Source organism: Rhodoplanes sp. SY1 (assembly GCF_046000175.1).
Taxonomy (GTDB): domain Bacteria; phylum Pseudomonadota; class Alphaproteobacteria; order Rhizobiales; family Xanthobacteraceae; genus Rhodoplanes.
Window position 1 is genome coordinate 76075 of the sequence record NZ_JBEOMB010000011.1, and the last position, 24256, is coordinate 100330.

The 24256-nt window shown below is 69.5% G+C and carries 27 protein-coding genes, 1 tRNA gene and 1 pseudogene; 20 read left to right on the forward strand and 9 right to left on the reverse strand.

Annotated elements, in window-relative coordinates; genetic code table 11:
- The first annotated feature begins 408 nt into the window (after positions 1-408).
- From ABTU92_RS04390 to ABTU92_RS04460, 15 genes and pseudogenes are all read left to right on the forward strand, one after another.
- Positions 409-777, forward strand: coding sequence for a hypothetical protein (locus tag ABTU92_RS04390; protein WP_408088032.1), 369 nt, complete (start codon positions 409-411; stop codon positions 775-777).
- 56 nt (positions 778-833) lie between these two features.
- Entirely contained in the window at positions 834-1715 is an 882-nt protein-coding gene (locus ABTU92_RS04395; RefSeq protein ID WP_408088111.1) for a dienelactone hydrolase family protein, read from the forward strand.
- A 291-nt stretch (positions 1716-2006) separates the two neighbouring features.
- On the forward strand, positions 2007-3326 hold the full coding sequence (locus ABTU92_RS04400) for an integrase (RefSeq protein ID WP_408088034.1): 1320 nt from the start codon (positions 2007-2009) through the stop codon (positions 3324-3326).
- Entirely contained in the window at positions 3323-3970 is a 648-nt protein-coding gene (locus tag ABTU92_RS04405) for a hypothetical protein (protein WP_408088036.1), read from the forward strand. The genes ABTU92_RS04400 and ABTU92_RS04405 overlap by 4 nt, the downstream gene beginning before the upstream one ends.
- 122 nt (positions 3971-4092) lie before the next feature.
- A complete protein-coding gene (locus ABTU92_RS04410) occupies positions 4093-4305 on the forward strand; it encodes a transcriptional regulator (RefSeq protein WP_408088038.1) in 213 nt (70 codons plus the stop codon).
- A 5-nt stretch (positions 4306-4310) separates the two neighbouring features.
- Complete coding sequence (locus ABTU92_RS04415; RefSeq protein WP_408088040.1) at positions 4311-4844, forward strand: hypothetical protein; 534 nt, start codon at positions 4311-4313, stop codon at positions 4842-4844.
- Complete coding sequence (locus tag ABTU92_RS04420; protein ID WP_408088042.1) at positions 4825-6081, forward strand: hypothetical protein; 1257 nt, start codon at positions 4825-4827, stop codon at positions 6079-6081. Before ABTU92_RS04415 ends, ABTU92_RS04420 begins: the two co-directional genes overlap by 20 nt.
- The gene (locus ABTU92_RS04425) at positions 6078-6494 is read left to right on the forward strand and encodes a hypothetical protein (protein ID WP_408088044.1); all 417 of its coding nucleotides are present in this window, start codon (positions 6078-6080) and stop codon (positions 6492-6494) included. Before ABTU92_RS04420 ends, ABTU92_RS04425 begins: the two co-directional genes overlap by 4 nt.
- Positions 6495-6555: 61 nt before the next feature.
- A complete protein-coding gene (locus ABTU92_RS04430; RefSeq protein ID WP_408088046.1) occupies positions 6556-6840 on the forward strand; it encodes a hypothetical protein in 285 nt (94 codons plus the stop codon).
- A 173-nt stretch (positions 6841-7013) separates the two neighbouring features.
- A complete protein-coding gene (locus tag ABTU92_RS04435) occupies positions 7014-7691 on the forward strand; it encodes a head decoration protein (RefSeq protein ID WP_408088048.1) in 678 nt (225 codons plus the stop codon).
- A 197-nt stretch (positions 7692-7888) separates the two neighbouring features.
- A pseudogene (locus ABTU92_RS04440) lies at positions 7889-8029 on the forward strand (MarR family transcriptional regulator); the annotation flags it as partial.
- 45 nt (positions 8030-8074) lie between these two features.
- On the forward strand, positions 8075-8584 hold the full coding sequence (locus ABTU92_RS04445; RefSeq protein ID WP_408088113.1) for a hypothetical protein: 510 nt from the start codon (positions 8075-8077) through the stop codon (positions 8582-8584).
- Positions 8581-9645: a hypothetical protein gene (locus ABTU92_RS04450; RefSeq protein ID WP_408088050.1), complete on the forward strand. Its 1065-nt coding sequence runs from the start codon at positions 8581-8583 to the stop codon at positions 9643-9645. The genes ABTU92_RS04445 and ABTU92_RS04450 overlap by 4 nt, the downstream gene beginning before the upstream one ends.
- 1 nt (position 9646) lies before the next feature.
- Complete coding sequence (locus tag ABTU92_RS04455) at positions 9647-11596, forward strand: phage tail tape measure protein (protein ID WP_408088052.1); 1950 nt, start codon at positions 9647-9649, stop codon at positions 11594-11596.
- Complete coding sequence (locus ABTU92_RS04460) at positions 11596-11934, forward strand: hypothetical protein (protein WP_408088054.1); 339 nt, start codon at positions 11596-11598, stop codon at positions 11932-11934. Before ABTU92_RS04455 ends, ABTU92_RS04460 begins: the two co-directional genes overlap by 1 nt.
- Before the next feature lie 621 nt (positions 11935-12555).
- On the opposite strand, the gene ABTU92_RS04465 is transcribed toward ABTU92_RS04460, so the two are convergent.
- Complete coding sequence (locus tag ABTU92_RS04465; protein ID WP_408088056.1) at positions 12556-12783, reverse strand: helix-turn-helix domain-containing protein; 228 nt, start codon at positions 12781-12783, stop codon at positions 12556-12558.
- Positions 12784-12868: 85 nt separating this feature from the next.
- On the opposite strand from ABTU92_RS04465, the gene ABTU92_RS04470 reads away from it, so the two are divergent.
- On the forward strand, positions 12869-13633 hold the full coding sequence (locus tag ABTU92_RS04470) for a hypothetical protein (RefSeq protein WP_408088058.1): 765 nt from the start codon (positions 12869-12871) through the stop codon (positions 13631-13633).
- A gap of 299 nt (positions 13634-13932) precedes the next feature.
- On the opposite strand, the gene ABTU92_RS04475 is transcribed toward ABTU92_RS04470, so the two are convergent.
- From ABTU92_RS04475 to ABTU92_RS04485, 3 genes are all read right to left on the reverse strand, one after another.
- Positions 13933-14008, reverse strand: a tRNA-Glu gene (locus tag ABTU92_RS04475).
- Between the two features lie 109 nt (positions 14009-14117).
- Positions 14118-14387: a hypothetical protein gene (locus ABTU92_RS04480; protein WP_408088060.1), complete on the reverse strand. Its 270-nt coding sequence runs from the start codon at positions 14385-14387 to the stop codon at positions 14118-14120.
- A 133-nt stretch (positions 14388-14520) separates the two neighbouring features.
- Positions 14521-14802, reverse strand: a complete 282-nt coding sequence (locus tag ABTU92_RS04485; protein ID WP_408088062.1) for a hypothetical protein — start codon at positions 14800-14802, stop codon at positions 14521-14523.
- A gap of 85 nt (positions 14803-14887) precedes the next feature.
- Between ABTU92_RS04485 and ABTU92_RS04490 the strand changes: the two genes are divergently transcribed.
- From ABTU92_RS04490 to ABTU92_RS04500, 3 genes are all read left to right on the forward strand, one after another.
- Positions 14888-15907, forward strand: coding sequence for an RluA family pseudouridine synthase (locus ABTU92_RS04490; RefSeq protein WP_408088064.1), 1020 nt, complete (start codon positions 14888-14890; stop codon positions 15905-15907).
- 470 nt (positions 15908-16377) lie between these two features.
- Positions 16378-17295, forward strand: coding sequence for an RNA polymerase sigma factor RpoH (rpoH, locus tag ABTU92_RS04495; RefSeq protein WP_111355661.1), 918 nt, complete (start codon positions 16378-16380; stop codon positions 17293-17295).
- 166 nt (positions 17296-17461) lie between these two features.
- On the forward strand, positions 17462-18478 hold the full coding sequence (locus tag ABTU92_RS04500; protein WP_408088066.1) for a BMP family protein: 1017 nt from the start codon (positions 17462-17464) through the stop codon (positions 18476-18478).
- A 31-nt stretch (positions 18479-18509) separates the two neighbouring features.
- On the opposite strand, the gene ABTU92_RS04505 is transcribed toward ABTU92_RS04500, so the two are convergent.
- A complete protein-coding gene (locus tag ABTU92_RS04505; protein WP_408088068.1) occupies positions 18510-18881 on the reverse strand; it encodes a hypothetical protein in 372 nt (123 codons plus the stop codon).
- Positions 18882-18898: 17 nt separating this feature from the next.
- Positions 18899-20590 (reverse strand): methyl-accepting chemotaxis protein, encoded by a 1692-nt coding sequence (locus tag ABTU92_RS04510; protein WP_408088070.1) that lies wholly within the window; start codon positions 20588-20590, stop codon positions 18899-18901.
- Positions 20591-20868: 278 nt separating this feature from the next.
- Between ABTU92_RS04510 and ABTU92_RS04515 the strand changes: the two genes are divergently transcribed.
- Positions 20869-21852, forward strand: a complete 984-nt coding sequence (locus tag ABTU92_RS04515; protein ID WP_408088072.1) for a helix-turn-helix domain-containing protein — start codon at positions 20869-20871, stop codon at positions 21850-21852.
- A 59-nt stretch (positions 21853-21911) separates the two neighbouring features.
- On the opposite strand, the gene ABTU92_RS04520 is transcribed toward ABTU92_RS04515, so the two are convergent.
- The 3 genes from ABTU92_RS04520 to ABTU92_RS04530 all read right to left on the reverse strand — a co-directional run bounded on the left by ABTU92_RS04520 (position 21912) and on the right by ABTU92_RS04530 (position 24025).
- Positions 21912-22352, reverse strand: a complete 441-nt coding sequence (locus ABTU92_RS04520; protein ID WP_408088074.1) for a hypothetical protein — start codon at positions 22350-22352, stop codon at positions 21912-21914.
- A 191-nt stretch (positions 22353-22543) separates the two neighbouring features.
- Positions 22544-22921 (reverse strand): DsrE/DsrF/DrsH-like family protein, encoded by a 378-nt coding sequence (locus ABTU92_RS04525; RefSeq protein WP_408088076.1) that lies wholly within the window; start codon positions 22919-22921, stop codon positions 22544-22546.
- Between the two features lie 228 nt (positions 22922-23149).
- Positions 23150-24025: a MaoC family dehydratase N-terminal domain-containing protein gene (locus ABTU92_RS04530; RefSeq protein ID WP_408088078.1), complete on the reverse strand. Its 876-nt coding sequence runs from the start codon at positions 24023-24025 to the stop codon at positions 23150-23152.
- Between the last annotated feature and the right edge of the window lie 231 nt (positions 24026-24256).

Consider the following 24256-nt stretch of genomic DNA (forward strand, 5'->3'; position numbering starts at 1 on the left):
TCGTGTGCCGGATGTCGGCTCGGGTGCCGACCATCAGCCGTTGATGTAGGGGACGAGCGGCAGCAGCGTCATGGCACCGAGCAGCGCGAGGGCGGCCCGGTCGAGCAGGCTGGCTTGGCTGAAGTAGCGCATCGGCTTCTCCTCTCGGTGGTCACTGATCGGTCTACGGGGTTGCGTCCGAACCGGATCACCGCCCAGAGGCTGCGGCGGGCGGTCGCAGCATACCGCGACGCCATCCGGCGCGAATCACCGCTCCAGCCGTCCCCGCGACATCGCCGACCGTCGACCAGCCGACCAAGCCGACCGACGCAGATATGCCCGTGTCCCGGGCTCTCGCGCGTGCGGCTTGACGCTGGTCACGTCCGGTGGTCGCTTCGGTCGTGGCACGAACCGAGTTCAGGGGCCGCGATGTCCACCGAGAGCGATCTTCGCGAGAAGCTGCAGAAGATCGAGGCGCTGTTCGCCGGCGCCAAGACGCCGGGCGAGCGGATCGCCGCCGAGGCCGCCCTGCAGCGCGTCCATACGCGACTGGCGGATGCCCGGCGCGACTCGCCGCGGTCCGAGCCGCGCGGCGTGTCGGCGGATTCGATCCTCACCCATCTGCTCGTCGGGCTGTATCGGCGGGTCCACCCCGGCGCCCTGATCGGGGGCCTCGCCGCGATGATCGGCTGGAGCATGCTGACCGGCGACACCTCGTGGACCGGCAACACCGTGGTGTTCCTGATCGGCACGATCGGCACCCGCCGCTACATCCGCCGCGTCTTCGCCCCGTGGTGAGTCGGCCGGCACGGGCGATACGGCCCTCGCCCCGGCGCCCGGCGGCCGCCCTGTTGATGCTCGCGATCCTGATGTGCCCCGCCTCCGCCGCGCCCGCCGAGACCCCGAACGTCGGGCCGTTGCCCGAGCGCGTCAGCTTCCCGAGCGCCGACGGGCGCACGACCCTGGTCGGCTGGCTGTTCGCACCGGGCGAGGCCGGCCGCCATCCCGCCGTGGTGATGATGCACGGCCGCGGCGGCGCCTACTCGTCGCGCGCGGGCGGGCGCTACGATGCTTCGACCCTGTCGCGGCGGCACGCCTTCTGGGGCCGCTTCTGGGCCGAGCAGGGCTATGTCGCCGTGCTGGTCGACGGCTTCGGTCCGCGCGGCTTTCCGTCGGGCTTCGCCCGCGGCACGCATGGACAGCGGCCGGCCGAGGTGAACGAGGTGACGGTGCGGCCGCTCGACGCCGACGGGGCGCTCGCCTGGCTGCGCGGCCGCGACGACGTGATCGCCGACCGCATCGGCCTCCAGGGCTGGTCGAACGGCGGCAGCGCCGTGCTGGCCGCGATGGCGGCTGGGCCGCCGGGCGCCGGGCCGCCGAGCACCGGGCCGAACGCGCCCGCCGCGACGCCGGCGACCGGGTTCCGGGCGGCGCTGGCGTTCTATCCGGGCTGCGGGCTGAGAGGCGCGTTCAAGGGCGGCCTACGGCCCTACGCCCCGGTCCGGGTGCTGATCGGCGACGCCGACGAGGAGGTCTCGCCGGCGCGGTGCGTCACCTTCGTGGACAGGAACCGCGCCGAAGGCGCCGACATCGCGCTGACCCTCTATCCGGGCGCGACCCACGACTTCGACGACCCCGGCCGCGCCCGCCAGAGGCTCCCGGCCAACGCAGCCGCGCGCGCCGACGCCATTGCGACGGCGCGCGCGTTCTTCGCAGCAGAGCTCGGCGGACGGTGAGGCGCGGTCACGCGAGCGCCCACACCGACGGGACGAAGCGCAACCTCGAAGGCGGCGCGGACGTAGAAGATTTCAGGAGGATCAAGGCCTTGAAGGCCGATGGCGCTCCCTAGGGGACTCGAACCCCTGTTTTCGCCGTGAGAGGGCCTAGATCAGGACCCCTCGCGTTTCCGCCGTTGTCGATCAATGTCTATAAGTGATTGATATATCGTGATCGACTGTCTACGGTCGTTCGCGCCTGTACACGCATGGATATTCGACAAATAGTCGACACGTTCGGAGGGCGCTTGCATGGCCCGCACGCTGGTTGAAGCGGCTCTGACGACGGCGACAGCCCGCGCCAGGCTGGGACAGGCGACACACTGGCGCGCGTTGGACCCGGATGTACACCTCGGCTATCGCAAGGGCGCACGCGGCGGCCGCTGGCTCGTCCGCTGGCGGAACCGCGGCGGCCGGTATCGACAGACCGTGATCGCGACAGCCGACGACGCCTTGCCGGCCGACGGCGGCAACGTGCTTTCGTTCAGCCAGGCGGTGACCCGCGCGCGCGATCTCGTCGTCCGGCATCGGGCCGACGAGGCTGCCGCCGCTGCCGGCCCGGTCCTGACCGTTCGCGCGGCGGTCGACGAGTACGTCGCCGAGCGCGAGCGCAACTCGGAAGATCGGAAGCGAGACGCCCGGTCCCGCCTCACGCGCCATGTGCTCGCCGCGCCGCTGGCCGAGGTCGCGCTCCACACCCTCACCGAGGGCGATCTTGCCGTCTGGCGGAAGGCGCTGCCGGCAACGCTCGCGACCGCCAGCGTCCGGCGCATCGTCAACGACCTCAAAGCGGCTCTCAACGCGGCGGCCAGGGGCTATCGAAATCGTCTGCCCGCGCACCTCGCCGTTGTCATCCGGAATGGGCTTGCGACCGCCAAGGCATCAGCGCCGGTCGCCCGGGAGGCGCAGGTTCTGGCCGACGAAGAAGTCCGAGCAGTGATTCGGGCCGCGCGCGAGATCGACGCCGAGGACGATTGGGACGGCGACCTCGTCCGGCTGATCCTGGTGCTCGCCGCGACTGGCGCGCGGTTCTCTCAGGTCGCCCGCATGACAGTCGGCGACGTGGTCGACGGCCGGCTTCTGGTGCCCACCAGCCGCAAAGGGCGCGGTGTGAAGCAGCGAGCGCGGATCGCGGTCCGCGTCGGCCGCGACGTGCTCGCCGAACTGGCCCCCGTCGTTACTGGGCGGCCGAGCGCCGCGCCGCTGCTCGAGCGCTGGCGCTGGCGCCAGATTTCCGTCACCCAATGGGTGAAGGACCGCCGCGGCCCGTGGACGGCGGCGGCCGAGCTGACACGGCCTTGGGGCCTGATCCGGGAAAAGGCCGAGCTGCCCGCCGGGACGGTCGCCTATTCGCTACGCCACTCGTCGATCGTTCGCGGCCTACGGGCCGGGCTGCCGATCCGGCACGTTGCGGCGCTGCACGACACGTCGTCTGCAATGATCGAAACGCACTACGCGGCCTATATCGTCGACGCGTTGGACGACCTCGCCGCCGCCGCCGTGGTGCCGCTGGTGGCGCCGCCGGCCGACGTCGTGACGCTGCGGCCGAAGCGCGGGCGGCGGCGATCATGACCCCTTGGACGCCGATTTCTGATGAGGCCTGGGCACCGCTGTGGGATCACGTTAAGCGAGCCGTGCAGGCCGACCGGGCGCCGGACGAGGCGGCGATGCGCACGCGTGTGAACTTCGCGGCGTGGAATTCCGGGGCGCTCAACACGGGCTTTGACAGCCCGTTTACGAGAGTTTCCTTGACTCGGATGGCCGAGGAGGCGCGCGACTGGACCGCGCGAATCGACACCTTCCAACGTGACTATCTCGCTCATCACGGCTTGGCCGCGCGACCTATCGAGGTCACTTCGTCATCCGAGCGTTCGCCGCTGTTCGTCGCGCTCGCCGTCGAACGAGCGCAAGCCTCGGCCGTGGCAATCGACATGGCCGAGATGGCTCGATCTTCCCTTGTCGATCCTGAACCGAAGCCGGCCGCGAAGCCGGAGCGCGACCGCTGGATGGCGCGCCTCGTCGAAGCCTGGTCCGAGGCCGGACTGCCGACGAACAACAACAAGGCGCTGCGCGCCTTTCTCGTCGCGGCGATCACCGCGTTCGGCGGCGACGCGACCGACCGCGCGGCACGTGCGTTCCTCACCAACGCCGAGGGCGGTCCGTGTGAGAAACTCAGCATCGCCGAGATGCGGATGCTGATGGGTTTTCCGAAGTGACAAATTGAGGGACTCGAAAGTCGTCAATTTGGCACCTTTTTTCCGCGACTCCCCTGCTCCGTGCTTGTAAATGGATGTCCACCTCAAATGGCCAGCATTGGCCAATCGAAAGGGTGGACGCGATGGTTGGATCGCAGAGCATCGAAGACTGGTGCAAGGCACACGGCTTCAGCCGCGCCTTCTATTACAAGCTGAAGGCCCAAGGGCTCGCTCCACGTGAGCTTCGAGTCGGCCGTGCCGTCCGCATCTCGTTCGAGGCGGATCGGGAATGGGTGCAGGCGCGTGAAGCGGCAGCTGCCGCGGCGGCGCGGCCCTCCAGCTCGGAGGCCGCGTGATAGCCATGAGCATCAACGCAAACGGCGCCGCGCTGGCGGGCGCGGCGCCGTTCAGAACTAATCAGCTTGATGGCTTGAACGGTTCGCACAATACCGTCAACCGCACGCGGCGGCAAGCCCCGGCCTCGCCGCCGGCACCCGCCGACGAACCAGTAATCACGGTGTCGATCACCCTCCCTCTCGGGAGCTTCGCGGCGCCGACGGCGCGACAGGAGGCCGCGCGCGCTGCGCGTCTCGGCGCCGTGCTCGGCCGGGCGCTGCGTCAGGCGTTCGCCGGGGCGGCCGTCGTCCAGCCTATCGACGCGGTGGCGGCATTCCTCGCGGCCCGCTGCGAACGCGTTCCAGGCGCCGCCGAGCGCGCCTCGACGATGCTCTCGGCTTATCACCAGTGGGCTGCCGGCAGCGGCGCGCCGAAGCTCACGGCCGCCGCGCTGGCGCGCGGCCTGCGGGCCGCCGGCCTGCAGCGCCGGAAGTCGAGCGTCATGATTTGGGTCGGCCTCCGCCTCTCGGGAGGCGCCCATGTTGGCGACGGCCGCTGAACGTGACGAGTATGAACGCCTCGACCTGATCGAGCGGCGACTCTCCGCCGAGCTGCGCGAGCTGCAGCGACAACGGGCCGCCCTCGACGCCGTCGTCACCGGCAGGGCGCGTGCCCGCGCGGCGACGACGGCCGCCGCCTCGACGAAGGTGTTCCGAGACGGATCGCCTAAGGACCGGCCAGGACATCGTGAGGTGGCCCGGCGCTACGCCTGGTGTGCGAGCGCGACGAAGCCGGAGCCGTCGCCGGCTGCTGGTGAGACGGGCGGCAATCGGCTTGTCACGCTCATCCGCTTGCGCGAGCTGGAACGCTTGTTCCGGTCCCGCTACGGCACCGAACTCCCTGACGACGACGCGGGCCGCGATGATTTGAAGATCGTGGCGCAGCACATCGTGCACCTCGGGCCGGATGCCGAGCGCCATATCGTGCATTGGGCACAGCTGTGGGCGCCGTGGCTGCCCACCTCGGAAGCGACAGCGCTGGCAATTCGCTCGATCGCAAACCCAATCAAGTTTTCCGCCGACGTCCTCGCCTGGCGCGTGCGGTTGACCGCGGCCGAGCGACAGCACCTTGCGATCACTACGATCGGCGCGGTCGACATGAACAAGGCGCAGCGCGCCGAGGCACGGAAAGAGAAGCGGCGCGAAGCGGCCCGCGCTCGTCGCCGTGCGAGTGGCGCGCGGTCGCGTGCAGATTACGAGGCACCATCGGCCGAAGCGTGGAAGCCGTGGGAGGCCGAGGGGATCAGCCGCAGCACGTGGTACCGTCGTCGTCGGGCGGTGATGGCGGGAGGATCACGGCCGGAGCGGGAGGATGCCGCCGAATCGACTGCGCCTGCAGGGGGCGCGGGGGCGCTCGACCAAAGGAACGAAGTCTTAAAATCGCCGGTGAGACAGGTCCGAAGCCAGCAGGATTCTGAATCTGTAATAGGTGAACGTAGACGAGTCTCACCCGCGCCCTCCGGGTCTCCTACGGCGCCCGCCCCTGCGGGCGCCTCCGTCGATCCTCCGGGCGCGGCGCTTTCGAGGAAGAGGGGGCCGACTGCGCCGCCTGCTTCCAACCGACGTGGCTCACCCTCCGACTCCTGTCCGGGGGTGAAAATCGGCAGTCCATCCTCCCGGTCCCTCCCGATCGGCTCGCATCCTCCCGACCGGCACCCGAGTTGTCCGGCTGCCAGTCCGGGGAATTTCCCCGGACTGGGCCGTCGCCCGACCGGCCGCCGCGGGTCGGCGCCATGAGCAGCGCGACGACCGAGCGAGCCGATCGCATCATCGCGACGCTGCGCGACCGGGCGCCGCTCACGGCGGCCGATCGCGACTTCCTAGCGGCCGTCGTCGAGGGCGCGGGGCGGGTTGGGCTTCTTGATCACATCCCGATCGAGGTCACGTCGACACTGCAGCGGCGCGACGATCTGATTAGGAGCATCGCGGCGAAGTTCTTCGGCGCCGCGACGGTTCGCGCGCGCGCGGCGGCACTCGCCGCTGCGCTGGCGCGCTACGAGGCGGGCGCTTGGCGACGTGATCGCGCGGCCGAAGATAATCCGCGGCGACCCGGCACGCTCGAAGCGATGGCGTGGGAAGTGCTCCGCCTTCATCCGCGACCGCTCGGCGCCGAGCGGGTCCGTCAGATCATCGCGGCCGTCCGTGGGTAATTATTTTGACTGTTTCTTACCCACGGCATCAACGAGGCTCGATTCGAACAGGAGGTGAGTCGTGAGCGCTGCCAGTTACAAAGCACGCCCCGCCGCTGCCGGTGTCGGCCTCGACGCCGCGATCGACCGCATGTGCAAGAGCATGGGGCTTACCCCCCTGGAGCCGACCGCCGTCAGCGCCGACCCTGCCGCGCGCCTCGACGCCGCGATCGACCGGCGGATTGCACGCGCGGCGCCGCCGGTTTCGGTCGCACACAACCCGGCGCCGCCGGTCGGCAGCGATGCGGGCGGTGGCCTCGCCGCCGCCGTCGATCGGCTCGTCCGGTCCGGCTACCGGCCGAGCTGATCAGATCGCGCGGGCCGGGCGGCCCTCCGGCTCGCGCGCGCGGATGGCGTCGGCGTTCCTTTCCGCCGACGCCATCAGGCCCGGGCTCGCCGTGAGGACGGGCGAGCCCGGGCATCGCCTCAGCAGGCAGCAAGTTCAAACATCGCTAGGATATGATCATGTCCCTCTTCACCATGACCGCCCACGAGCCAAAGACGCTGACGCACGTGTTCGCCGGCGGAGATCAGACATTCTGCTTTGAGCAAGAGACCCTCGCGGCCGGCTCCGGCAGCGACAACGTCGTCGACGTCGGCACCGTCCTCGGGCGCATCACCCGTGGCGCCGTCACGGTCGGCAACGGCGGCTTCGTGGGTACCGGCAACGGCACGCTGACCAAGGCGAACCCCGCCGCGTCGGCCGACGCACAGGCCGGCGACTATAAGATCGTCTGCGTCGAGAAGACCACCGACTCCGGCCTGTTCGCTGTTCGGCGTCCGGACGGCACCATTGACGGCTACGCAGTCCCCGGCACTCCCTATACAGGTCAAGTGAAGTTCAGCCTGGCGGATGGCGCGACCGATTTCGCCCAGGGCGACACCTTCACGCTGCCAGTCACGGTCGCGGCCGGCTCCACCAAGATCGTGCCGCTCAACCTCTCGGCAACGGATGGCAGCCAGATCGTCGCCGGTGTCAGCCTGCAGAAGAAGGTCGCGACGGACGGCGGCGCCGACCTTCCGCTCCTCGCGCTGGTCCGCGGTCCGTCGATCGCGCGCGAGCAGGGCCTCGTCTGGCCGGTCGGCGCGACCGACGACCAGAAGGCCGCCGGCCTCGCCCAGCTGAACAAGCTCGGCATCATAGTCCGGGCGAGCTGAGCACAGAGTATCGGGCATCCGAGATCCTTGCGGGTGCCCGGCGGACGGCGGCGCTGTTTGCCTTTCCGGCGCCGCCGGGCGGCCCGGGCTTGTTGCAGCAAGCCCGGGCCGCGACCGCCCGCGGGTCCTTCCCCCCTCCCGGACCGCCGCGCGGCGGCGGCAGCCCGGCCTTTCGGTAGCTTGACAGGGAAAATTCTGTGTCAACGGCGACGATCAACGGTCAACGCGACGACAACGGCAACGCCGATCGTGGCTTGTGGTTGTCTGTCTCCGAGATCGCGCGGCGGCGCGGCGTCGACAAGGCTGCCGTGTCGCGCCGTGTCGCGCGGCTTGTCCGGGACGGGGCGCTATCGACGAAACAGGGGCCTCGCGGCACTAAGCTCGTGAACCTCGCCAGCTTCGACTTCGTGACGCGCGAGACGACCAACTTCGACAAGGTGATCGGCGCCGAGACCAAGCGCCTGCTCGCCGAGCCCGAGGCGACCGGCGACACGACCGCCGCGGCGCCGGCCGCGGACAGCGGCGAGGCCGGGAGACTGCGCACCGCGAAGGCGGACCGCGAGGTCTACGAGGCGGAGCTCGCCAAGCTCGCCCTCGCCGAGAAGCGCAAGCTCGTGCTGCCGATCGCCGGGAAGCACGGCGTCGAAGAAGCAATGATCCGGGTCGCGCAGAAGATCGTCGCCACCATCGACCGCCTGCCGGCCCGAGCCGGCGACGTGACCGCCGCGGCGACCCGAGAGGGCGAGTTCGGAGTGCGGAAGATGCTGAAGGAACTTGCGCGCCAGATGCGCGAGACGGTCGGCCGCGAGATGCGCTTGCTGCAGGCCGAGGGCCGCACCGCCGAGGTGGCTGGCCTGGTCGAAAACGAGATCGAGGATGGAGAAAACGCATGAACATCGACCGCGCGGTCCTCGACCGCCTTCCGCCGACCGCCCGTGCCCGCGTGCGCCAGATGCAAACGCAAGTCGAGGCCGCGCGCGACATCCTGATCGGCGCGACCAATCAGCTCGGCGAGCTGCAGCATCGGCGCCGGAAGCTCGGCGAGCAGCGGGCCGCGCTCGAGCACGGCGTCGGCCTTGGCAAGCACACCCGCGCGAGCCCGATCCCGACCGACGACGCCGGGCCGCTTCGAGTTCGCACCGGCCCGGCGTACAGCCCGCCCACGTCGGGCGAGATCGCGGCCGCTCTCGCGCCGGTGGACGCCGAGCTGTCGCGGGTTGTCGAGGACATTGCGCGCGTCGAGGGGCGCGCCGAGCTGGCGCGAGCGTCGGCGACGCGCGTCCGCGGTCTTCTGGGGGCGATCGAGCGATGGGTCGCGGGGGTGCCGGCGGATAAAGAACTATCGGAGCACCGGGGTGGTGGCAGCCTTGCGACGTCGCCCACGAGAGCGCGCGAGGTGACCGCCGAGCTGATCGAGACGAAACGGCGGCGCGTTCGGGAGCTGCTCGCCGATCTTCGCCAGATCGACGCCGCCCCCTATCTTTCGGCCAACGTGAAGGCGCGCTGGCGTGCGCAGCTCGACCAGCTCGCCGAGCGCGGCCGGCCGAACGTCTTTCCGTCCGTCGAGCGAGGTGAGCCGATCGAGTTCCCGGAGATCGCGGTGTCGAACCACCCGGCTGCCGACAAGATGGTGCCCGACGGCTTTTCGTTCCTCGTGTGGGCGTTTCGTGATCACGTCGCCGCGAAGATCGACGCCGAGATCGACGCGAACGCCGACGACGCGGCGGCGCTAAGCGACCAAGCGCGACGTGAGAAGTTCCGGGAGGTTCTCGGCGATCTGCTCGCTGCCGAGCGTGAGGAGGAGACCCTCGTCGCGGCGGCCAAGTTCGACGTCGACCGCCGGCCCGATGCCGACCCGCGCGCCGTGCTCGGCCTCGCCAGCGATCTTCCGCCGCCGCGGCGTGATCTCTTCCATAAATCGCTCGCCTACGACGTTTCTGATCAGGAGGCCTGACATGGGCTCGGCCGAGGGCGTTCTCCGCATCCGCCTCGTCGACGGCGTCTCCGGCCCGGCTCGCAACGCGGCCGGTGCGCTGAAGGGGCTCGATCGCCAGGCGAAGGCGATGAACGGCACCCGCAATCTCGGGCGCATGAATCTGCTCGCGCATGGCGGTGCCGCGCCTGGGGCCGGCGGTCTGCTCGCCGCCGGCGGCACCCGGGCGCTGCTCGGCCTCGGGGCCGGCTACATGGCCGCGCGCACGGCCGGAAAGGGCTACAAGGACTTCGCCGACCTCGATCGCTCTTGGACACGCCTCGGCATCACGGCCGAGGCGACGGCGAAGCAGCTGGCCGAGGCGCGCGCCACGCTGAACGGGCTCGCCTCTGAATTCGGAGTCGGGCAGAAGGCCGCGTTCGGCGGGTTGGAAGCGCTCGTCACTCAGGGCTTTTCGCTGCCGGAGGCGCTCGCGCAGATGCGGTCCATACTGATCGCTGCGCAAGCGTCCGGCGCCGAGGTGTCCGACATTTCCAAGACATCCGGCGCCCTCGCGATGAACCTCAAAGTCGGCGCCGGCGAGATGGAGAAGGCATTCGACATGCTGGCGTTCGCCGGCAAGAAGGGGCAGTTCGAACTGAAGGACATGGCGCAGTACATGCCCCAACTCGCTGCGGGGTGGACCAACATCGGCCAGAAGGGCGTCGACAGCCTCGCCGACCTCGCGGCCGGACTGCAGATCATCCGAAAGCAGACCGGCACGTCCGAGAATGCGTTCAACGGCATGCGTGATCTGCTCGCAAAAATTTATTCGAAGGACGTGCAGAAAAATTTCGAAAAAGCCGGCGTCGACCTCGAAGAGGGCCTTAAGAAGGGCCGTCGCGAGGGGCGGTCGGTTCTCGACGTGATCGCGGAGCTGACCGAGAAGGTGACCAAGGGCGACCTCTCGCAGCTTCCGAAATTCTTCGGCGAGATCGACAGCCGGAACGCGATCTCGGCGCTCATCAATCTGAAACGTGAATTTCAGGCGCTCCGGGCCGAGATCAGGTCGACGTCAGCCGGCACGACGATGAACGACGTCAAGCGCGTCACCAACGATGCGGCCGCGGGTGTTCAGCGCCTCAGCGACTCGTGGAGCAACTTCACGGCCGCAGCGGGTTCGCTCGGATGGTCGGCTGGTGTCGGCAGTGTCCTCGACGAACTGACAAAGTCGTTCAACGGTCTCGGCACGACCGTTGATATGGTGGGCACGAAGCTTAAGAGCCTTCGCGGCGAGGCGCCGGACGCTCTTGACGAAAGCAAGGACGCGCCGAAGACGGTCGACGAGCTGAAGCGGCGGCTGACCCGAACCAAGTATGCCGACGAGTTGCGCCAGGCGAAGGCACAGCTTCTGATCGCCGAGCGGGATCTGGACGTGGCGCGTGCGACGCACGCCAAGCGCCCCGGCCTCGGCCGCGATCCCGGCGACGCGAGCCGGCGCGTCGACGCGCTCCGGGAGCGCATCAAGACGCTCAAAGACGAAGTCGAGGCGCGGAAGCCGCCCGCTGCCGCGCTGCCCGTGAAGAAGCCGAAGACCTTCCGGGACGTCTACCCCACACTGCTCGGGCCGCGGCAAGACGTTGCGCCGGCGACGCCGATCGCGCCGGGATCGGCAACCACACCAGCGCGGGCGGTTCCTGCGGGCGTGTGGCCGGCGACGCCGATCGCGCCGCGCGCCGAGACCGGGGCGATCGAGGCCGTGACGGCGAAGGCCGGCGAGGCGAAGCGCGCCGTGCAGGAGCTGGGGGCCGCGCGTGCGGCTCCGCAGGTCGATGTCGCGCCGCTGCGCCAGGCGCTCGCGACCGCCGAGCAGCTCGCCGCGACGCTCTCGCGCATCAACGGGATGAAGGTCTCGCCGGCGATCAGCATTCCGGGCGGCATCGGCGCCGGCAGCGAAGTGCGGCGTCAGACGGCCGTGCAGGGGATTCCGTGATGGATGCTAACCCGACCGCAGCGGCGCCGGTGGCTGACCAGGCCGGCTGCGAGTGGCGAGACCGCGTCGCCTATCTCTCGGCCAGTGAGAACCGCGCCGGGCTGATCGAGTTGCTTGGCACGATGGCGACCGCGCTCGACGAGGCGCTCTCGCGCTCTGCCGCGATCGCCGCCGAGCTGATCACGACCCGCGCCGCGCTCGACACGCTCGTTGCGACCGTTGAGCAGGCGACCCGCGACGCCAGGCGCCTGTCCGACGAGACGGCGCGGATCAGGCTAACGAACGCGATCACGCACGCCGTGCGCGATGCACGCGCGGCCGTCGGGCCGTCGGCCTGACAGAGGTCGCTCCGACCGCGGATGGACCGGCGGAGCAACGTCGGCCGGCGCCTTCGGGTGCCGGCCGACCGTTTCCGTCGAGCTACTCCTGATCGAGCCAGTTCTTTCCGTGTTGCCCTAAGGAAATGCGCCGCACTTGGGAAAGGACGGTACGCACTCTCCCTAGAAACGAAAAGTGAAAACCTACTGGATTAACTTCCGAATTGCGTCTTCATTCTGGTTGAAGATGTAACGAACCCGGCAAGTCGGTAGATTAGCTTTTTCCAGTGCCTTCATTATAGCGAAGGCAAGATTTAGAACCTGCATTCTGGGATAGGTCCGCATGGTCACTCTCGCTGCAAACATAACCAATAAAGGATACAGTATAAGGAGCGCCTTATATGGAGCTGTGGCAGGATCGGTCAAGGGCCGGGCGCGTTTTTCAGTCGACCGCAATGAACAACAGGACGCGACGGCCGGTCCGGGGAATTTCCCCGGAGTGATCGTTGCATCTGACGACCTGGCGGCGGCCGCGGTGGAGCTCGCCGAACTCTTCGGCATCCTCCTCGGGAGGAAGGCGATGTGGGTGGGAGGTACGACAATCGCCCTACGGGCGAGCCGAGGGCGGGCGCGCGGCGGGCGCTATAGGCGCGCCCGGAGCCGCACGCCCGGCCCGCGGCCGTCGATGAAGTCGACGCCGGCCGCTTCGAGCGCGGCCCGCAGCGCCTGCAACGTGGCGGCGCGCGGTTCTCGCGCGCCCCGCTCGAAGTCGACGACGGTCCGGATCGCCACCGCCGACGCCGCGGCAAGGTCGTCTCGCGACCACTCGATCAAGGCGCGGGCTGCTCGGCATTGGGCGGCTGTCAGCATGGTCTAAGTTGCATGTTTTATGTTGACTGCGTCTCGGTAATGTTGCATGAATTATGCGTACACTCAACGCTCACGGAGCACGGAGATGCCGAAATTGACCACTTCGGCTGCGGGCGGAGCTATGCCTGCAGCTCGGGCAGCGACCACCTCGGAAGCTTCCTCCAGCGGCGGCGCGGTCGCGCTCGCCGTCGACCCAACTGACGACAGGCTGATAGAGTTGGGAGCCGAGCTGTGGCGTCGCAGCTACGCCGTGATGGAGGCCACTTCCGACGACGAGCACGACGCGGCGTTGGAACGGGTCAGTGAGATCACGGCCGCGATTCGGGCGATTCCGCCCCGCGACATTCCCGGTCTGCTCGTGTGGCTGCGCGCGACCGCGGCCGAGCTGCAGCTGCTCATCGGCATCGAAGGACCGGTCGGCCCCATGAACTGGCCGCAAAAGGTGTTTCGTCATCTCGTCGATGCGGTCGCGGCGATGGGAGCTGTCACGCGGCCCGAGAACGATCCTCTAGGCATTCTCGACACCGACTCGGAGACCGACGAGACGGCGCGCCGGGAGGCCGAGATCGAGGTGCGCCGGGAGAGGCTGGCCCGCGGCGAGGTGACACCCTTTGATGTCGCATGCAGGATGGAAGACGACGTCACCTGCGTTTCGGATTTCGCGACCGTGTTGGCGATGATGGCCTCCGGGAACGACTTGGAGGGGGACGTGGTCGCCGCCTTCGATCGTGTCGCTCGTGCGCTGAAGTCGACGAGCGAGCGGCTCCAGGAGGCGCGCGGCGAGCTGTTCCGCATGCTGAGCCCTTACGCGACCCGGGAGCAGGTCGCCGAGGTGGGCGACGCGGGCTGACCACCTCGCCGGCCGTGCCGGACGCAGAAAGGGCCGCCCTCCGGGGCGGCCCTTTTCGTTCGGGGCCTCGCCCCGGCCGTTAAGGCCGAGGCGAGTGCAGACTCGATGGTCGGCGGGACCAGTTGAAATCTGCGTCGCGCAACCAGTTCGGGTGATTCGGTTCTCGGCGGCCCGCACCCGCGTCAGTACGCTCGACTGACGCGCACTGTTGTCCACCACCGTCATTCTCGACGGATAATAGACAGATCGTCCGGCCGCAAATCGGCCGGATCGCAACGTCTTGTAATTTAACGGAAAATTGGCGCTCCCTAGGGGACTCGAACCCCTGTTTTCGCCGTGAGAGGGCGACGTCCTGGGCCGCTAGACGAAGGGAGCGTTGAGGTGGACATAGCCGCGTTCGGGCGCGAGCGCAAGCGGGTCTGATGCGGCGATCGTTCGCCGCATGGCGCCCTTGCACGGGCCCATGACGCGGGCGGCCGCGGCCTCAGTCGGTCTGGCGGGCCTGGCCGAGATCGCGCAGCACCCGGGCGTCGGCATCACGCCGGCGGCCGTCGCCGGTCGGGTCGGGGCGCTCGCCGGTGAGCCCGCCGGGGCCGAAATCGGTGGCCTTCCGAGGCTCCGTCCCCGGGCCGGTCGCGGTGCGGTCGTGGCTGCCCGCGGCGTCGCGGTCCCGCTCGCCGGCGTCGCGCTTCAGATCGGCGCGCGGGTCCGCGACGGATCGCTGCGGTGTCGTCTCGCGCGGCGTGTCGGTCATCGAGGCCTCCGTGCCCGCACAGCCGGGCGTCCCGACCCAACCCGCGCGCCGGCCGGGCGGTTCCGCGCCTTTCGCCTGCCGGCGGACCGCCGGCCGGCGATCGTCGGCCTCACGGCTCGGGCGATCGTCGGCCTCACGGCTCGGTGGCGAAGCGCAGGCGGCCGGTGGGCTTGAGGGTCTGGGCGTCGAAGCTGCGAATCTCGATGCCGGCGGGTGATTCGACCGTCACCACGACGCGCTCGCCGGCAACCGCCGTGGCGGTGATTCGCGCCCCCTTCGGCAGCTGGACGGTCAGCTCGCTTTCGGTGCTTCCCCCGCTCTTTGAAACGCGGTAGCCCACGACTCCGAGCACCACGGCGATGCCGATGAAGGTGGCGGCGCCGGACAGGGCCATCAAGAACTTGACGCGCGCCATGAAGCGCGCCTGTTCGGGATCGAGCGGCGTGTCGTCGGGTCCACCGGCGGCGCCGGCCGAATCACGGGAGGAGTGCGGAGAGGTCATGACCGAAGGGGATCGCCACGAGACGGTCGTCGTCGCGCCTGCCGAGGCCGGCGATCGACTCGACCGTGTGCTCGCCGCCCGCCTCGCCGATTACTCGCGCTCCCGGCTCAAGAGCCTGATTCTGGGCGGACACGTCGCGATCGGCGACCGCACAGTCCGCGATCCCGGCCAGCGCGTCAATGCGAACGAGCGCCTGCTGGTCAAGGTGCCGCCGCCGGAGCCGCCGGAGCCGCAGCCCGAGGCGATCGCGCTCGATGTGGTGTTCGAGGACGACGAACTCCTGGTGATCGACAAGCCGGCCGGCCTGGTCGTCCACCCGGCGGCCGGGCACTGGAGCGGCACGCTCGTCAACGCGCTGGTCGCCCATTGCGGCGAGAGCCTGTCCGGCATCGGCGGGGTGGCGCGGCCCGGCATCGTCCACCGTCTCGACAAGGACACGACCGGCCTGATGGTGGTCGCCAAGACCGACAAAGCGCACCGCGCGCTGTCGCGCCAGTTCGCCGACCACGGCCGCACCGGGCCGCTGGAGCGCGGCTACCTCGCCTTCGTGTGGGGCGTGCCGGACCGGCCGCGCGGGACGATCGACAAGCCGATCGGCCGCCATCCGCAGTCGCGCGACAAGATGGCGATCCGGCCGGACGGCCGCGAGGCGATCACCCACTGGGAACTGGTGGAGAAATACCGCGGCAAGTCCGGCGAGCCGGTGGCGAGCCTGATCGCCTGCCGGCTGGAGACCGGCCGGACCCACCAGATCCGCGTGCATCTCGCCGCGCTCGGCCACCCGCTGATCGGCGACCCGGTCTACGGCCCGGGCTTCCGCACTAAGGCGGCGCTGCTGCCCGCCGAGGCGCAGACGATCCTCGACGGCCTCGGCCGCCAGGCCCTGCACGCCTTCCTGCTCGGCATCCAGCATCCGAAGACCCGCAAGCATCTGGTCTGGCGCGCCCCCTTGCCGGCCGATCTCGCCCACCTACATAAGGTCCTGGGTGGGGGAACCATCGACCTCGCGCGACGTTGAGGACGTGTGCGCTCGCGTGCGCGCGGCGCGTCGGATGCGCCCGAGAGTTGGTCACCGGCAGTTGGTCACCGGCAGGTTGGAACGAGCAAAGACACCGACGACATGATCGTGGCGAGGGTCGGCTCCGGGCGTTCGGGGCCGGATGTCGGACACGGCGTCGGTGCCGCGGCGCTGCGTCGCGGGCGTGATCGTTTCGACCCGTCGCTCGTATCAACGAATGGATCGGTAACCACGGCCGCCAAGGCCACGGTAACCAAAACGGTGCGACATCAACGCCGTAGGTCGATTGGTCACAGGGTCGTCACGTGACGGTGACGGCTCGTCTGGTTTCTTCGAACGACCCGCCCGTGTATGCTGCGACGCGCGATCGGCGAATGCCGTCGCACGCAGCAGGGCGTCGTCGGCTCCTGGAGCGGCGGCGCCTTCATCGCCCGCCGCGACACGGGGGCACAACTTGGAGGGCGCTTACGATGGCCCAATCCGCTTCCATGCCGGTGATCAACGCCGAGTCGGGCCTCGCCCGCTATCTCGACGAGATCCGCCGGTTTCCCATGCTGGAGCCCCAGCAGGAGTACATGCTGGCGAAGCGCTGGCGCGAGCACGGTGATCGCGACGCCGCCCAGCAGCTCGTCACCTCGCATCTCCGCCTCGTCGCCAAGATCGCCATGGGGTATCGCGGCTACGGCCTGCCGATCTCCGAGGTGATCTCGGAAGGCAATGTCGGCCTCATGCAGGCCGTGAAGCGGTTCGAGCCCGAGAAGGGCTTCCGCCTCGCGACCTATGCGATGTGGTGGATCAAGGCGGCGATCCAGGAATACATCCTGCGCTCGTGGTCGCTGGTGAAGATGGGCACCACGGCCAACCAGAAGAAGCTGTTCTTCAACCTGCGCAAGGCGAAGAGCAAGATCTCGGCGCTCGAGGAAGGCGATCTTCGCCCCGATCAGGTGGCGATCATCGCCAAGCGGCTGGGCGTCGGCGAGCAGGACGTCATCGACATGAACCGCCGGCTCGGCGGCGACGCTTCGCTCAACGCGCCGATCCGCGACGACGGCGACTCGGGCGAGTGGCAGGACTGGCTGGTCGACGACAGCGACAGCCAGGAGACGCGGCTCGCCGAGCACGAGGAGCTCGACAACCGCCGCAAGGCGCTGGCCGAGGCCATGGAGGTGCTCAACGATCGCGAGCGCCGCATCTTCCAGGCGCGCCGGCTCGCCGACGATCCGGTGACGCTGGAGGAGCTGGCCGAGGAGTTCGGGGTGTCGCGCGAGCGCGTCCGGCAGATCGAGGTGCGGGCCTTCGAGAAGGTCCAGAAGGCGGTGCGCAACCGCGTCGCCGCGATGGAGAGCCCGGCCGCCGCCCGCGAGGCGATGGCCGCCGCGGCCCACTGAGGCGGCGCCGAGATCGCGGCACCCCCATCGCGATCGGGGTGCAAAGTCGAGATGCGAAGCGCGGCCTGCGGGCCGCGCTTTTTTTATGTCCGGGCCCGGGATACATCTCGGCACGCACGGCGGGTCTCGGACATGCATCGAGACGCCGGCGAGGAGGACCGCACCGATGGATACGCGCATGCTCAGCCGCCGCACGGTTCTGCTCGGCGCCGCCGGGAGCGCGCTGCCGCTGCTCGGCGGCAGTGGTCCGGCCGCGGCCGCACGCCTGAAGGTCGCCGCGCTGTTCGCCGGCAAGATCGACGACCGCGGCTTCATGCAGGCCGGCTACGAGGGCCTGAAGCTCGCCGCGGCGGTCGTCTCGGCCGACATCGACGTCACCCAAGGCATCGCGCCGCAGCCCGAGGCCCTCGCCGCGGCGCTGCGCGCGCTGGCGCAGAAGACACCCGATCTCGTCGTCGCCCATGGCGGCCAGAACAACGGGGCCGCCAAGACCGTGGCGGCGGAGTTTCCCGATGTCGCCTTCGTGGTGACGCAGGGCAACGTCACCGGGCCGAATCTCGCGAGCTACGAGGTGCTGCAGGAGCAGTCGGCCTTCCTGGCCGGCGCGCTCGCCGGCCTGATCACCAAGACCGGCGTGGTCGGCCACATGTCCGGCATCCGCGTCGTGCCGGGCCTCAAGGGCCGGGCCGGATACGCGGCCGGCGTCGCCCACACGAACCCGAAGGCGAGGCTGCTCACCAACTTCTCCGGCAACCAGGACGACAACGCGCTGTCGAAGAAGGTCGCGACGGCGATGATCGCGGCCGGCGCCGACGTCGTGTTCACGATGCTCAATGCCGGCCGCATGGGCGCCGTCGAGGCGTGCCGCGAGACGGGCGTGCCGCAGATCGGCAACGTGGTCGATTGGACCACCATCGTGCCCGACGTGTTCGTCGCCTCGGCCTGTGCCGACTCGGGCCGCGCCGTCTTCCAGGCGGTCGCCGACAAGGCGGCCGGACGCTTCGCGACGGGGCAGATCCGTCAGGTCGGGCTCGACACGCCGGAGGCGGTGCGGCTCGCCATGGCGCCGCGGGTTCCGGAGGAGATCCGCGCCCGCATCGCCGCGATCGCGGCCGAGATCGTCGCCGGCCGGCTCGCCGTGCCGCACGCGTGGACCGGCGAGGAGTTCCCGACGCCGGCGTGAGACACGCCGGCGCCGGAGCAGGATCACGGCGTCACCGGCGCCACATCACGTCGCCGGGCAGGCCCGGGCCATGCAGCAGCCGCTCGGTCTCGTGCAGGTGGTGGCGCGCCGACGCCGCCTTCGCCTTCACCTGATCGATGCGGGCGAGCAGCGCCCGCGCCTCCTCGTGCCGCGCGTGATCGGCCGGCCCGTGTTCGGCCAGATCGCGCTCGACCAGATCGTGCTCGACCAGACCGTGCTCGACCAGACCGTCGGCGATCACGTCGAGACAGGAGACGAGACAGAACAGCAGGGTCGACAGGTGGTCGGAGCGTCGCCGCAGGCTGGCGATGCGGCGGCGCAGCGCCGCTTCGCCGCCCGGCGGCGCCGGGCCGATGGTGGACGGACGTGCGGGGCTCGTCACGATCGGCGCTCCCGGCGTCACGCGGCGCGCACGCCGACGAGGAAGCGATCCACCTCGACGCGCAGCCGGGCGCTCTCGTGGGCGAGCGACTGGGCCGAGGCGAGCACCTGGCTCGACGCCGATCCGGTCTCGCCGGCGCCGCGGTTCACCTCGGTGATGTTGGCGGCGACCTGGGTGGTGCCGGCAGCGGCCTGCTGGACGTTGCGGGCGATCTCGTGGGTCGCCGCGCCCTGCTCTTCCACGGCGGCCGCGATCGCGGCGGAAATCTCGGCGATGCGGCCGATGGTGCCGCCGATCTCCTTGATCGCCCCGACCGAGACCTGGGTGGCCGACTGCATGCCCGAAATCTGGGCGCCGATGTCGCCGGTCGCCTTGGCGGTCTGGGCGGCGAGCGCCTTGACCTCCTGGGCGACCACCGCGAACCCTTTGCCGGCCTCTCCGGCGCGAGCCGCTTCGATCGTCGCGTTCAAGGCCAAGAGGTTGGTCTGCTCGGCGATCGCCGTGATCAGTTTCACGACGTCGCCGATGCGGTTCGCCGCTTGCGACAGCTCGGTGATCTGGCCGTCGGTCTTCTCGGCCTGACGCACCGCATCGCTGGCGATGCGGGTCGCCTCCTGGACCTGCCGGCCGATCTCACCGACCGACGACGACATCTCGTTGGTCGCCGAGGCGACGCTCTGGACATTGGCGGAGGCCTGCTCGGACGCGGCGGCGACCGTGGCCGACAGGCCCTGGGTGCTCTCGGCCGTGCGGGTGAGCGTGCCGGCCGCCGCCTCGAGCTCGGTCGAGGCCGACGACACGGTCTTCACGATGTCGCCGACCGCGCGCTCGAAGCCGTCGGCGAGCGCGACCATGTCGGCCTTGCGGCGCGCCGCCGCGATCCGGTCCTGCTCGGCCTTCTCCTCGGCTTCCAGGCGCGCCTTCTCGGCGGCCTTGATCTTGAACGCCTCGACCGCGTCGGCGATCTCGCCGACCTCGTCCTTGCGGCCGACGCCGGCCAGCACCACGCCGAAGTCGCCCTCGGCCAGGCGGCGCATGCCGTCGGCGAGCCGGGTGATCGGTCGCGAGATGCCGAACTGTGCCACCGCGAAGGCGAGCAGGACCCCGGCCGCGACGCCGATCCCGACGATCGTATAGGTGGTGCGGACGGCGGACTCGCTGGTCACGGTCAGCTCGACCGAACCGTTCTTGATGTCCGCATCGAGCCGGGTTCCGAGCACCACATTGGCGTCGAGCAGCTTGACGAACAGCGGATCGACCGAGCTGCGCATCAGATCGGTCGCCTTGTCGTTGATGTTCTTCAGGGTGAGCTCGACGACCGGCTGGGCAGCGTCACGGATCTGCTCGAGGAGCCGGGCGTTCTGCTCGACCAGCTCCCTGTATCGCGGGGTCTTCTCCGCGACCGTCGCGAAGAACTGCTTCGTCTGGTTGTGGACCTTCTCGATCTCGGGAAGCAGCCGGCGCATCTGCGCTTCGTCGGTTTCGGCGATGATCCGGTACACCAGCATCTCATAATTGTAGAGGGCGCGATTGAGCCGAGCCACCGTGATCCAGGCCTGCGCGTCCGTGTCGAGGAAGCGCGAGTAGCCGTCGTCGATCACCATCATGGTGCGGCCGGCATACCAGGTGCCGCCGGCGGCGACGGCCGCGAGCAGCAGGATGACGGCGAGAATCTTCGGGAGGATCTTGATGCGGGTGAGCAGAGACATGGTGGTCGTGAGCTCCGGGCACGAGTCGACGGTCGGCCGTCGCGTGGAGTGCGGCGGTCGGGGTGGATCGGAGGCTTCGTATTTGAATTAGCCTCTATGTATTAATTTCTGTAATTTTGAGCGCAAAACGCTAAGTTTATGTTAATATTAGACTCAATTTCTGGTACTCCGAAACACGCAAGACTATCCCGATTCCGCATTGGATGCGGAATAGGTAGTATAGACAACACGACTTCATGGTCCGAGTAAGTATTAAAGGTGCTCGCGACCGGACCGATATGCTCAACCGCTTCCGCTCATTCGGCACGATGGATCTGGATGGCTTCCGTGCGCAGGCGCGCAAGGACAATCCCGGGATCAAATGGATCGAGGCCGAGCAGGCCGAATCGTTTCGCAGCGACATCGCCTCGTTCGACCTCGCGAACGGCGACATGCGCTCCTCGCTCCACGCGGTGTCTCACACGTCCGCCCTGCGGCTCGAAGCGCACAGCCGGGACGCGGTGCGGCTCCTGGTTCCGATCACGTCACGGGTCTCGATCACGGCAGGGTCGCGGGCCCGCACCATCGTCGGCGGCATTGCCGGGCTCGCGCCGCACGACGATCAGCACGTCTGGTTCAGCGCCGGCGAGCACCTGACCGTGCGGGCCGACCCGGCGCGCGTCGCCGAGGCGCTGCGGGCGTTCGAATGCGACGCCCCGATCGACTCGATCCTCGACGAGAACTTCCTGGAGACCAACCTTCCCGGCCTGCAGGACCTGGTGGAGCAGGTGCGGCGTCTGGTCGTCGCCATCGACACGAAGCCGGCCGCGATCGTCGACAGCGTCGCGTTCCGGGCCGCGCACGAGCAGCTCGTCGTGCTCGGGCTGGCGCATGTTCTCGCCGCGGCGGCCGATCCGGACGCGCGTCGCGTCGTCTGCCGCAACCCCGTGCCGCTGCGGCGCGCCGAGGAGTACATCCGGGCGCATGCCGAAGGTCATGTCGATCTCGTCGCCATGGCGCGGCACGCCGGGCTGTCGCTGCGCTCGCTGCAGATCCTGTTCCGGGCGAACCACGACTGCACCATCGTGCAGTTCATCCGCCGGCACCGCCTGACGCTCGCGCGCGAGCGGCTGCAGCGCGTCGGCTCGCAGGCGACGGTGGCCGAGATCGCCCGGCGGTCCGGCTTCACGCATCTCGGCCACTTCACCGCGGCCTACAAGGAGGTCTTCGGGGAACAGCCGCGCCAGACCCGCCAGCGCGCCCGGCGCAAGCCGGACCCCTGACTCGGGCCGCGACGAACCGGCCGATGACGATGGTGCGTGACAGGACGTCGACCGGGCGGCTACCCGGTGCGGTCCTTGTAGGCGCCGGTGAGCAGCCAGGCGTCGAACGCCGGCCCGATCGCCTCGCCGGTGACGAGGCCGTCGCGCCAGTCGTCGCGGGCCGGACGCAGGCGCATCATCCAGCCCTCGCCGAAGGCATCCTTCATCATCAGCTCGGGGGCGTCCACCAGCCGCTCGTTGTGACCCAGCACGGTGCCGTCGAAACCCGCGCGCGCCGCGCCGACCCACTTGCCGCCCTCGACCATGGCGATCCAGCGGTCCTTCTCGAAGGCGAGCCCGCTGCGCTTCGGCGTGAACACCAGCACGTCGCCGATCAGCCCGACCGCCCACGGCGTGAAGCCGGCCCGCACCGCCCCGTCCGGCTCGGCCGCGTACCAGATCTGATTCTCCATGTCGTAGAACAGATCGTCCGGATAATCGGCGTCCAGCACCTTGGCCACGGCACCCTCACGATCGCGGCCAATCCCCGCCGCACGGCATCGACTCTCCCCTCATGGTGAGGAGCGCTCCACCGGAGCGCGTCTCGAACCATGCGGCCACTCCCGCGGCTGCCCTCGCCCTTCGAGACGGCTGCTTCGCAGCCTCCTCAGGGTGAGGGCGGAACAGGCGCGGGTCGCTTGAAGGGCGCCCCTCAATACGTCAGCACCCGGCACTCTCCTTCCATCAGGTCGCGGATCATCGCGGCTGCGCCCATCATGCCGCTGCACTCGGGAATGAGATCGGCCTCGGTCATGTCGAACAGATCGAGATTGGCCGGGCAGGCCCAGAAGCGAGCGCCTTGGTCGTGCGCCTCCCTGATCCAGTCGTGCACGGTCTTCGGGTGCCCCGGCTTGATGTGGATCTGATCCGCCACGCCCCTGCGCATCAGACGGCCGGCCGTCGCCGTGCACACGACGTCGACCTGATAATCCATCGCGGCCGCGACGGCGGCGTGATAGAACGGCGCCCCGAGCTCCTCCGGATTGCGCGGATCGGTGTTGAGCAGCACGATCAACAGGCGGCGGGTCATAGGGACGTCCCGGCGGCGAGCCACGCGGCATGCGGTCGGCGCTCCCTCTCCCCGCGCGCGGGGAGAGGGTGGCTCGCCTCGAAGAGGCGAGTCGGGTGAGGGGGCCTCTCGTGGATACGGATACGCCCCCTCACCCGACATTCGCGCTGAACGCGCGAACGTCGACCTCTTTGGCGCGGCAAGAGTCGCGCCCCCGCAAGCGGGGAGAGGTGAGAAGGCGGCACAGTCTCAGTGCGATCGATCATTCGCCGCCCACGCCACGGTCGCCTGCATGCCGACATGGCCGTCGCCGTTGACGGTGAAGAGATCGACGCCGCCGTCGTCACGGGCGACGCCCATCAGGGTGACGCGGTCGTGGCCGAACACCGGGTGCACGGCGCGAAACGAGTAGCTCGACGGGACGCGATCGGGCGCGTGGCGCTTGGCCGCCTCGAGCAGCAGCAGCGCCTGCAGCGGCCCGTGCAGCACGAGGCCGGGATACTTCTCGGTGTCCTTGGCGTAGGGCAGATCGTAGTGGATGCGATGTCCGTTGAAGGTCAGCGCCGAGAAGCGGAACAGCAGCACCGGATCGAGCGCCACCGGCTCGCTCCAGCTCGGGCTCTCGGGCGCCTTGGTCGGCGGCGGCGGCGTGAACGCCTTGGGCATCGGCAGGTAGACGATGTCCTGCTCCTCCTCGACCGCGAGGCCGCGGCCGGACCGCACCGTGTGGCGCACCGTGACGAACACCATCCGGCCGGTCTTGCCGTCCTTCTCGGCGACCTTGGTGATCTCCGAGGTCTTGTGCAGCACGTCGCCGACGCGCAAGTGATCGCGGAAGACGTAGCGGCCGCTCGCCCACATGCGGCGCTCGAGCGCGATCGGCGGCAGGAAGCCCCCGCGCTTGGGATGCCCGTCGGGGCCGATCTCGCGGGCCGGCGCCATCGGCAGGAAATAGAGCCAGTGCCACAACTCCGGCAGCGGCGTGCCGACCGCATAGTCGGTGCCGACCTGGTCGAGCGTCGCGGCGAGCGCGCGCGGCGGCGTGGGATAAGCTTGGTCGCTCGCCTCCTCGGTGCGCCCGACCCAGTCCTGCAGGTTCACCGCATTGGCATTCACGTCGTTCATGCTGCTCGTCCCCAGATGCTGGTCCCGACGACAAGGGAACGGCGTCCGGCGACACGCATGCAACGCCTCACGCACGCAGCGCCTTTCAGCCTCGACCCGGTCGGCGACCGGGTCGCCCTCCTCCGGCGGAACGACCGGAGATCGTCCTGCCGTCCGACTGTGTCGACACTAGGAGGTCGATGCCACAGCGGCTTCCCTGAAGGCGCGAAGCTCCGCTCATCCCCGCGCAGG

Coding starts and splice junctions, on each gene's coding strand:
- ABTU92_RS04390 (WP_408088032.1), top strand. CDS start 409: ATGTCCACCGAGAGCGATCTTCGCGAGAAGCTGCAGAAGATCGAGGCG.
- ABTU92_RS04395 (WP_408088111.1), top strand. CDS start 834: ATGCTCGCGATCCTGATGTGCCCCGCCTCCGCCGCGCCCGCCGAGACC.
- ABTU92_RS04400 (WP_408088034.1), top strand. CDS start 2,007: ATGGCCCGCACGCTGGTTGAAGCGGCTCTGACGACGGCGACAGCCCGC.
- ABTU92_RS04405 (WP_408088036.1), top strand. CDS start 3,323: ATGACCCCTTGGACGCCGATTTCTGATGAGGCCTGGGCACCGCTGTGG.
- ABTU92_RS04410 (WP_408088038.1), top strand. CDS start 4,093: ATGGTTGGATCGCAGAGCATCGAAGACTGGTGCAAGGCACACGGCTTC.
- ABTU92_RS04415 (WP_408088040.1), top strand. CDS start 4,311: ATGAGCATCAACGCAAACGGCGCCGCGCTGGCGGGCGCGGCGCCGTTC.
- ABTU92_RS04420 (WP_408088042.1), top strand. CDS start 4,825: ATGTTGGCGACGGCCGCTGAACGTGACGAGTATGAACGCCTCGACCTG.
- ABTU92_RS04425 (WP_408088044.1), top strand. CDS start 6,078: ATGAGCAGCGCGACGACCGAGCGAGCCGATCGCATCATCGCGACGCTG.
- ABTU92_RS04435 (WP_408088048.1), top strand. CDS start 7,014: ATGACCGCCCACGAGCCAAAGACGCTGACGCACGTGTTCGCCGGCGGA.
- ABTU92_RS04450 (WP_408088050.1), top strand. CDS start 8,581: ATGAACATCGACCGCGCGGTCCTCGACCGCCTTCCGCCGACCGCCCGT.
- ABTU92_RS04455 (WP_408088052.1), top strand. CDS start 9,647: ATGGGCTCGGCCGAGGGCGTTCTCCGCATCCGCCTCGTCGACGGCGTC.
- ABTU92_RS04460 (WP_408088054.1), top strand. CDS start 11,596: ATGGATGCTAACCCGACCGCAGCGGCGCCGGTGGCTGACCAGGCCGGC.
- ABTU92_RS04465 (WP_408088056.1), bottom strand. CDS start 12,783: ATGCTGACAGCCGCCCAATGCCGAGCAGCCCGCGCCTTGATCGAGTGG.
- ABTU92_RS04470 (WP_408088058.1), top strand. CDS start 12,869: ATGCCGAAATTGACCACTTCGGCTGCGGGCGGAGCTATGCCTGCAGCT.
- ABTU92_RS04480 (WP_408088060.1), bottom strand. CDS start 14,387: ATGACCGACACGCCGCGCGAGACGACACCGCAGCGATCCGTCGCGGAC.
- ABTU92_RS04485 (WP_408088062.1), bottom strand. CDS start 14,802: ATGGCGCGCGTCAAGTTCTTGATGGCCCTGTCCGGCGCCGCCACCTTC.
- ABTU92_RS04490 (WP_408088064.1), top strand. CDS start 14,888: ATGACCGAAGGGGATCGCCACGAGACGGTCGTCGTCGCGCCTGCCGAG.
- rpoH (WP_111355661.1), top strand. CDS start 16,378: ATGGCCCAATCCGCTTCCATGCCGGTGATCAACGCCGAGTCGGGCCTC.
- ABTU92_RS04500 (WP_408088066.1), top strand. CDS start 17,462: ATGGATACGCGCATGCTCAGCCGCCGCACGGTTCTGCTCGGCGCCGCC.
- ABTU92_RS04510 (WP_408088070.1), bottom strand. CDS start 20,590: ATGTCTCTGCTCACCCGCATCAAGATCCTCCCGAAGATTCTCGCCGTC.
- ABTU92_RS04515 (WP_408088072.1), top strand. CDS start 20,869: ATGCTCAACCGCTTCCGCTCATTCGGCACGATGGATCTGGATGGCTTC.
- ABTU92_RS04525 (WP_408088076.1), bottom strand. CDS start 22,921: ATGACCCGCCGCCTGTTGATCGTGCTGCTCAACACCGATCCGCGCAAT.
- ABTU92_RS04530 (WP_408088078.1), bottom strand. CDS start 24,025: ATGAACGACGTGAATGCCAATGCGGTGAACCTGCAGGACTGGGTCGGG.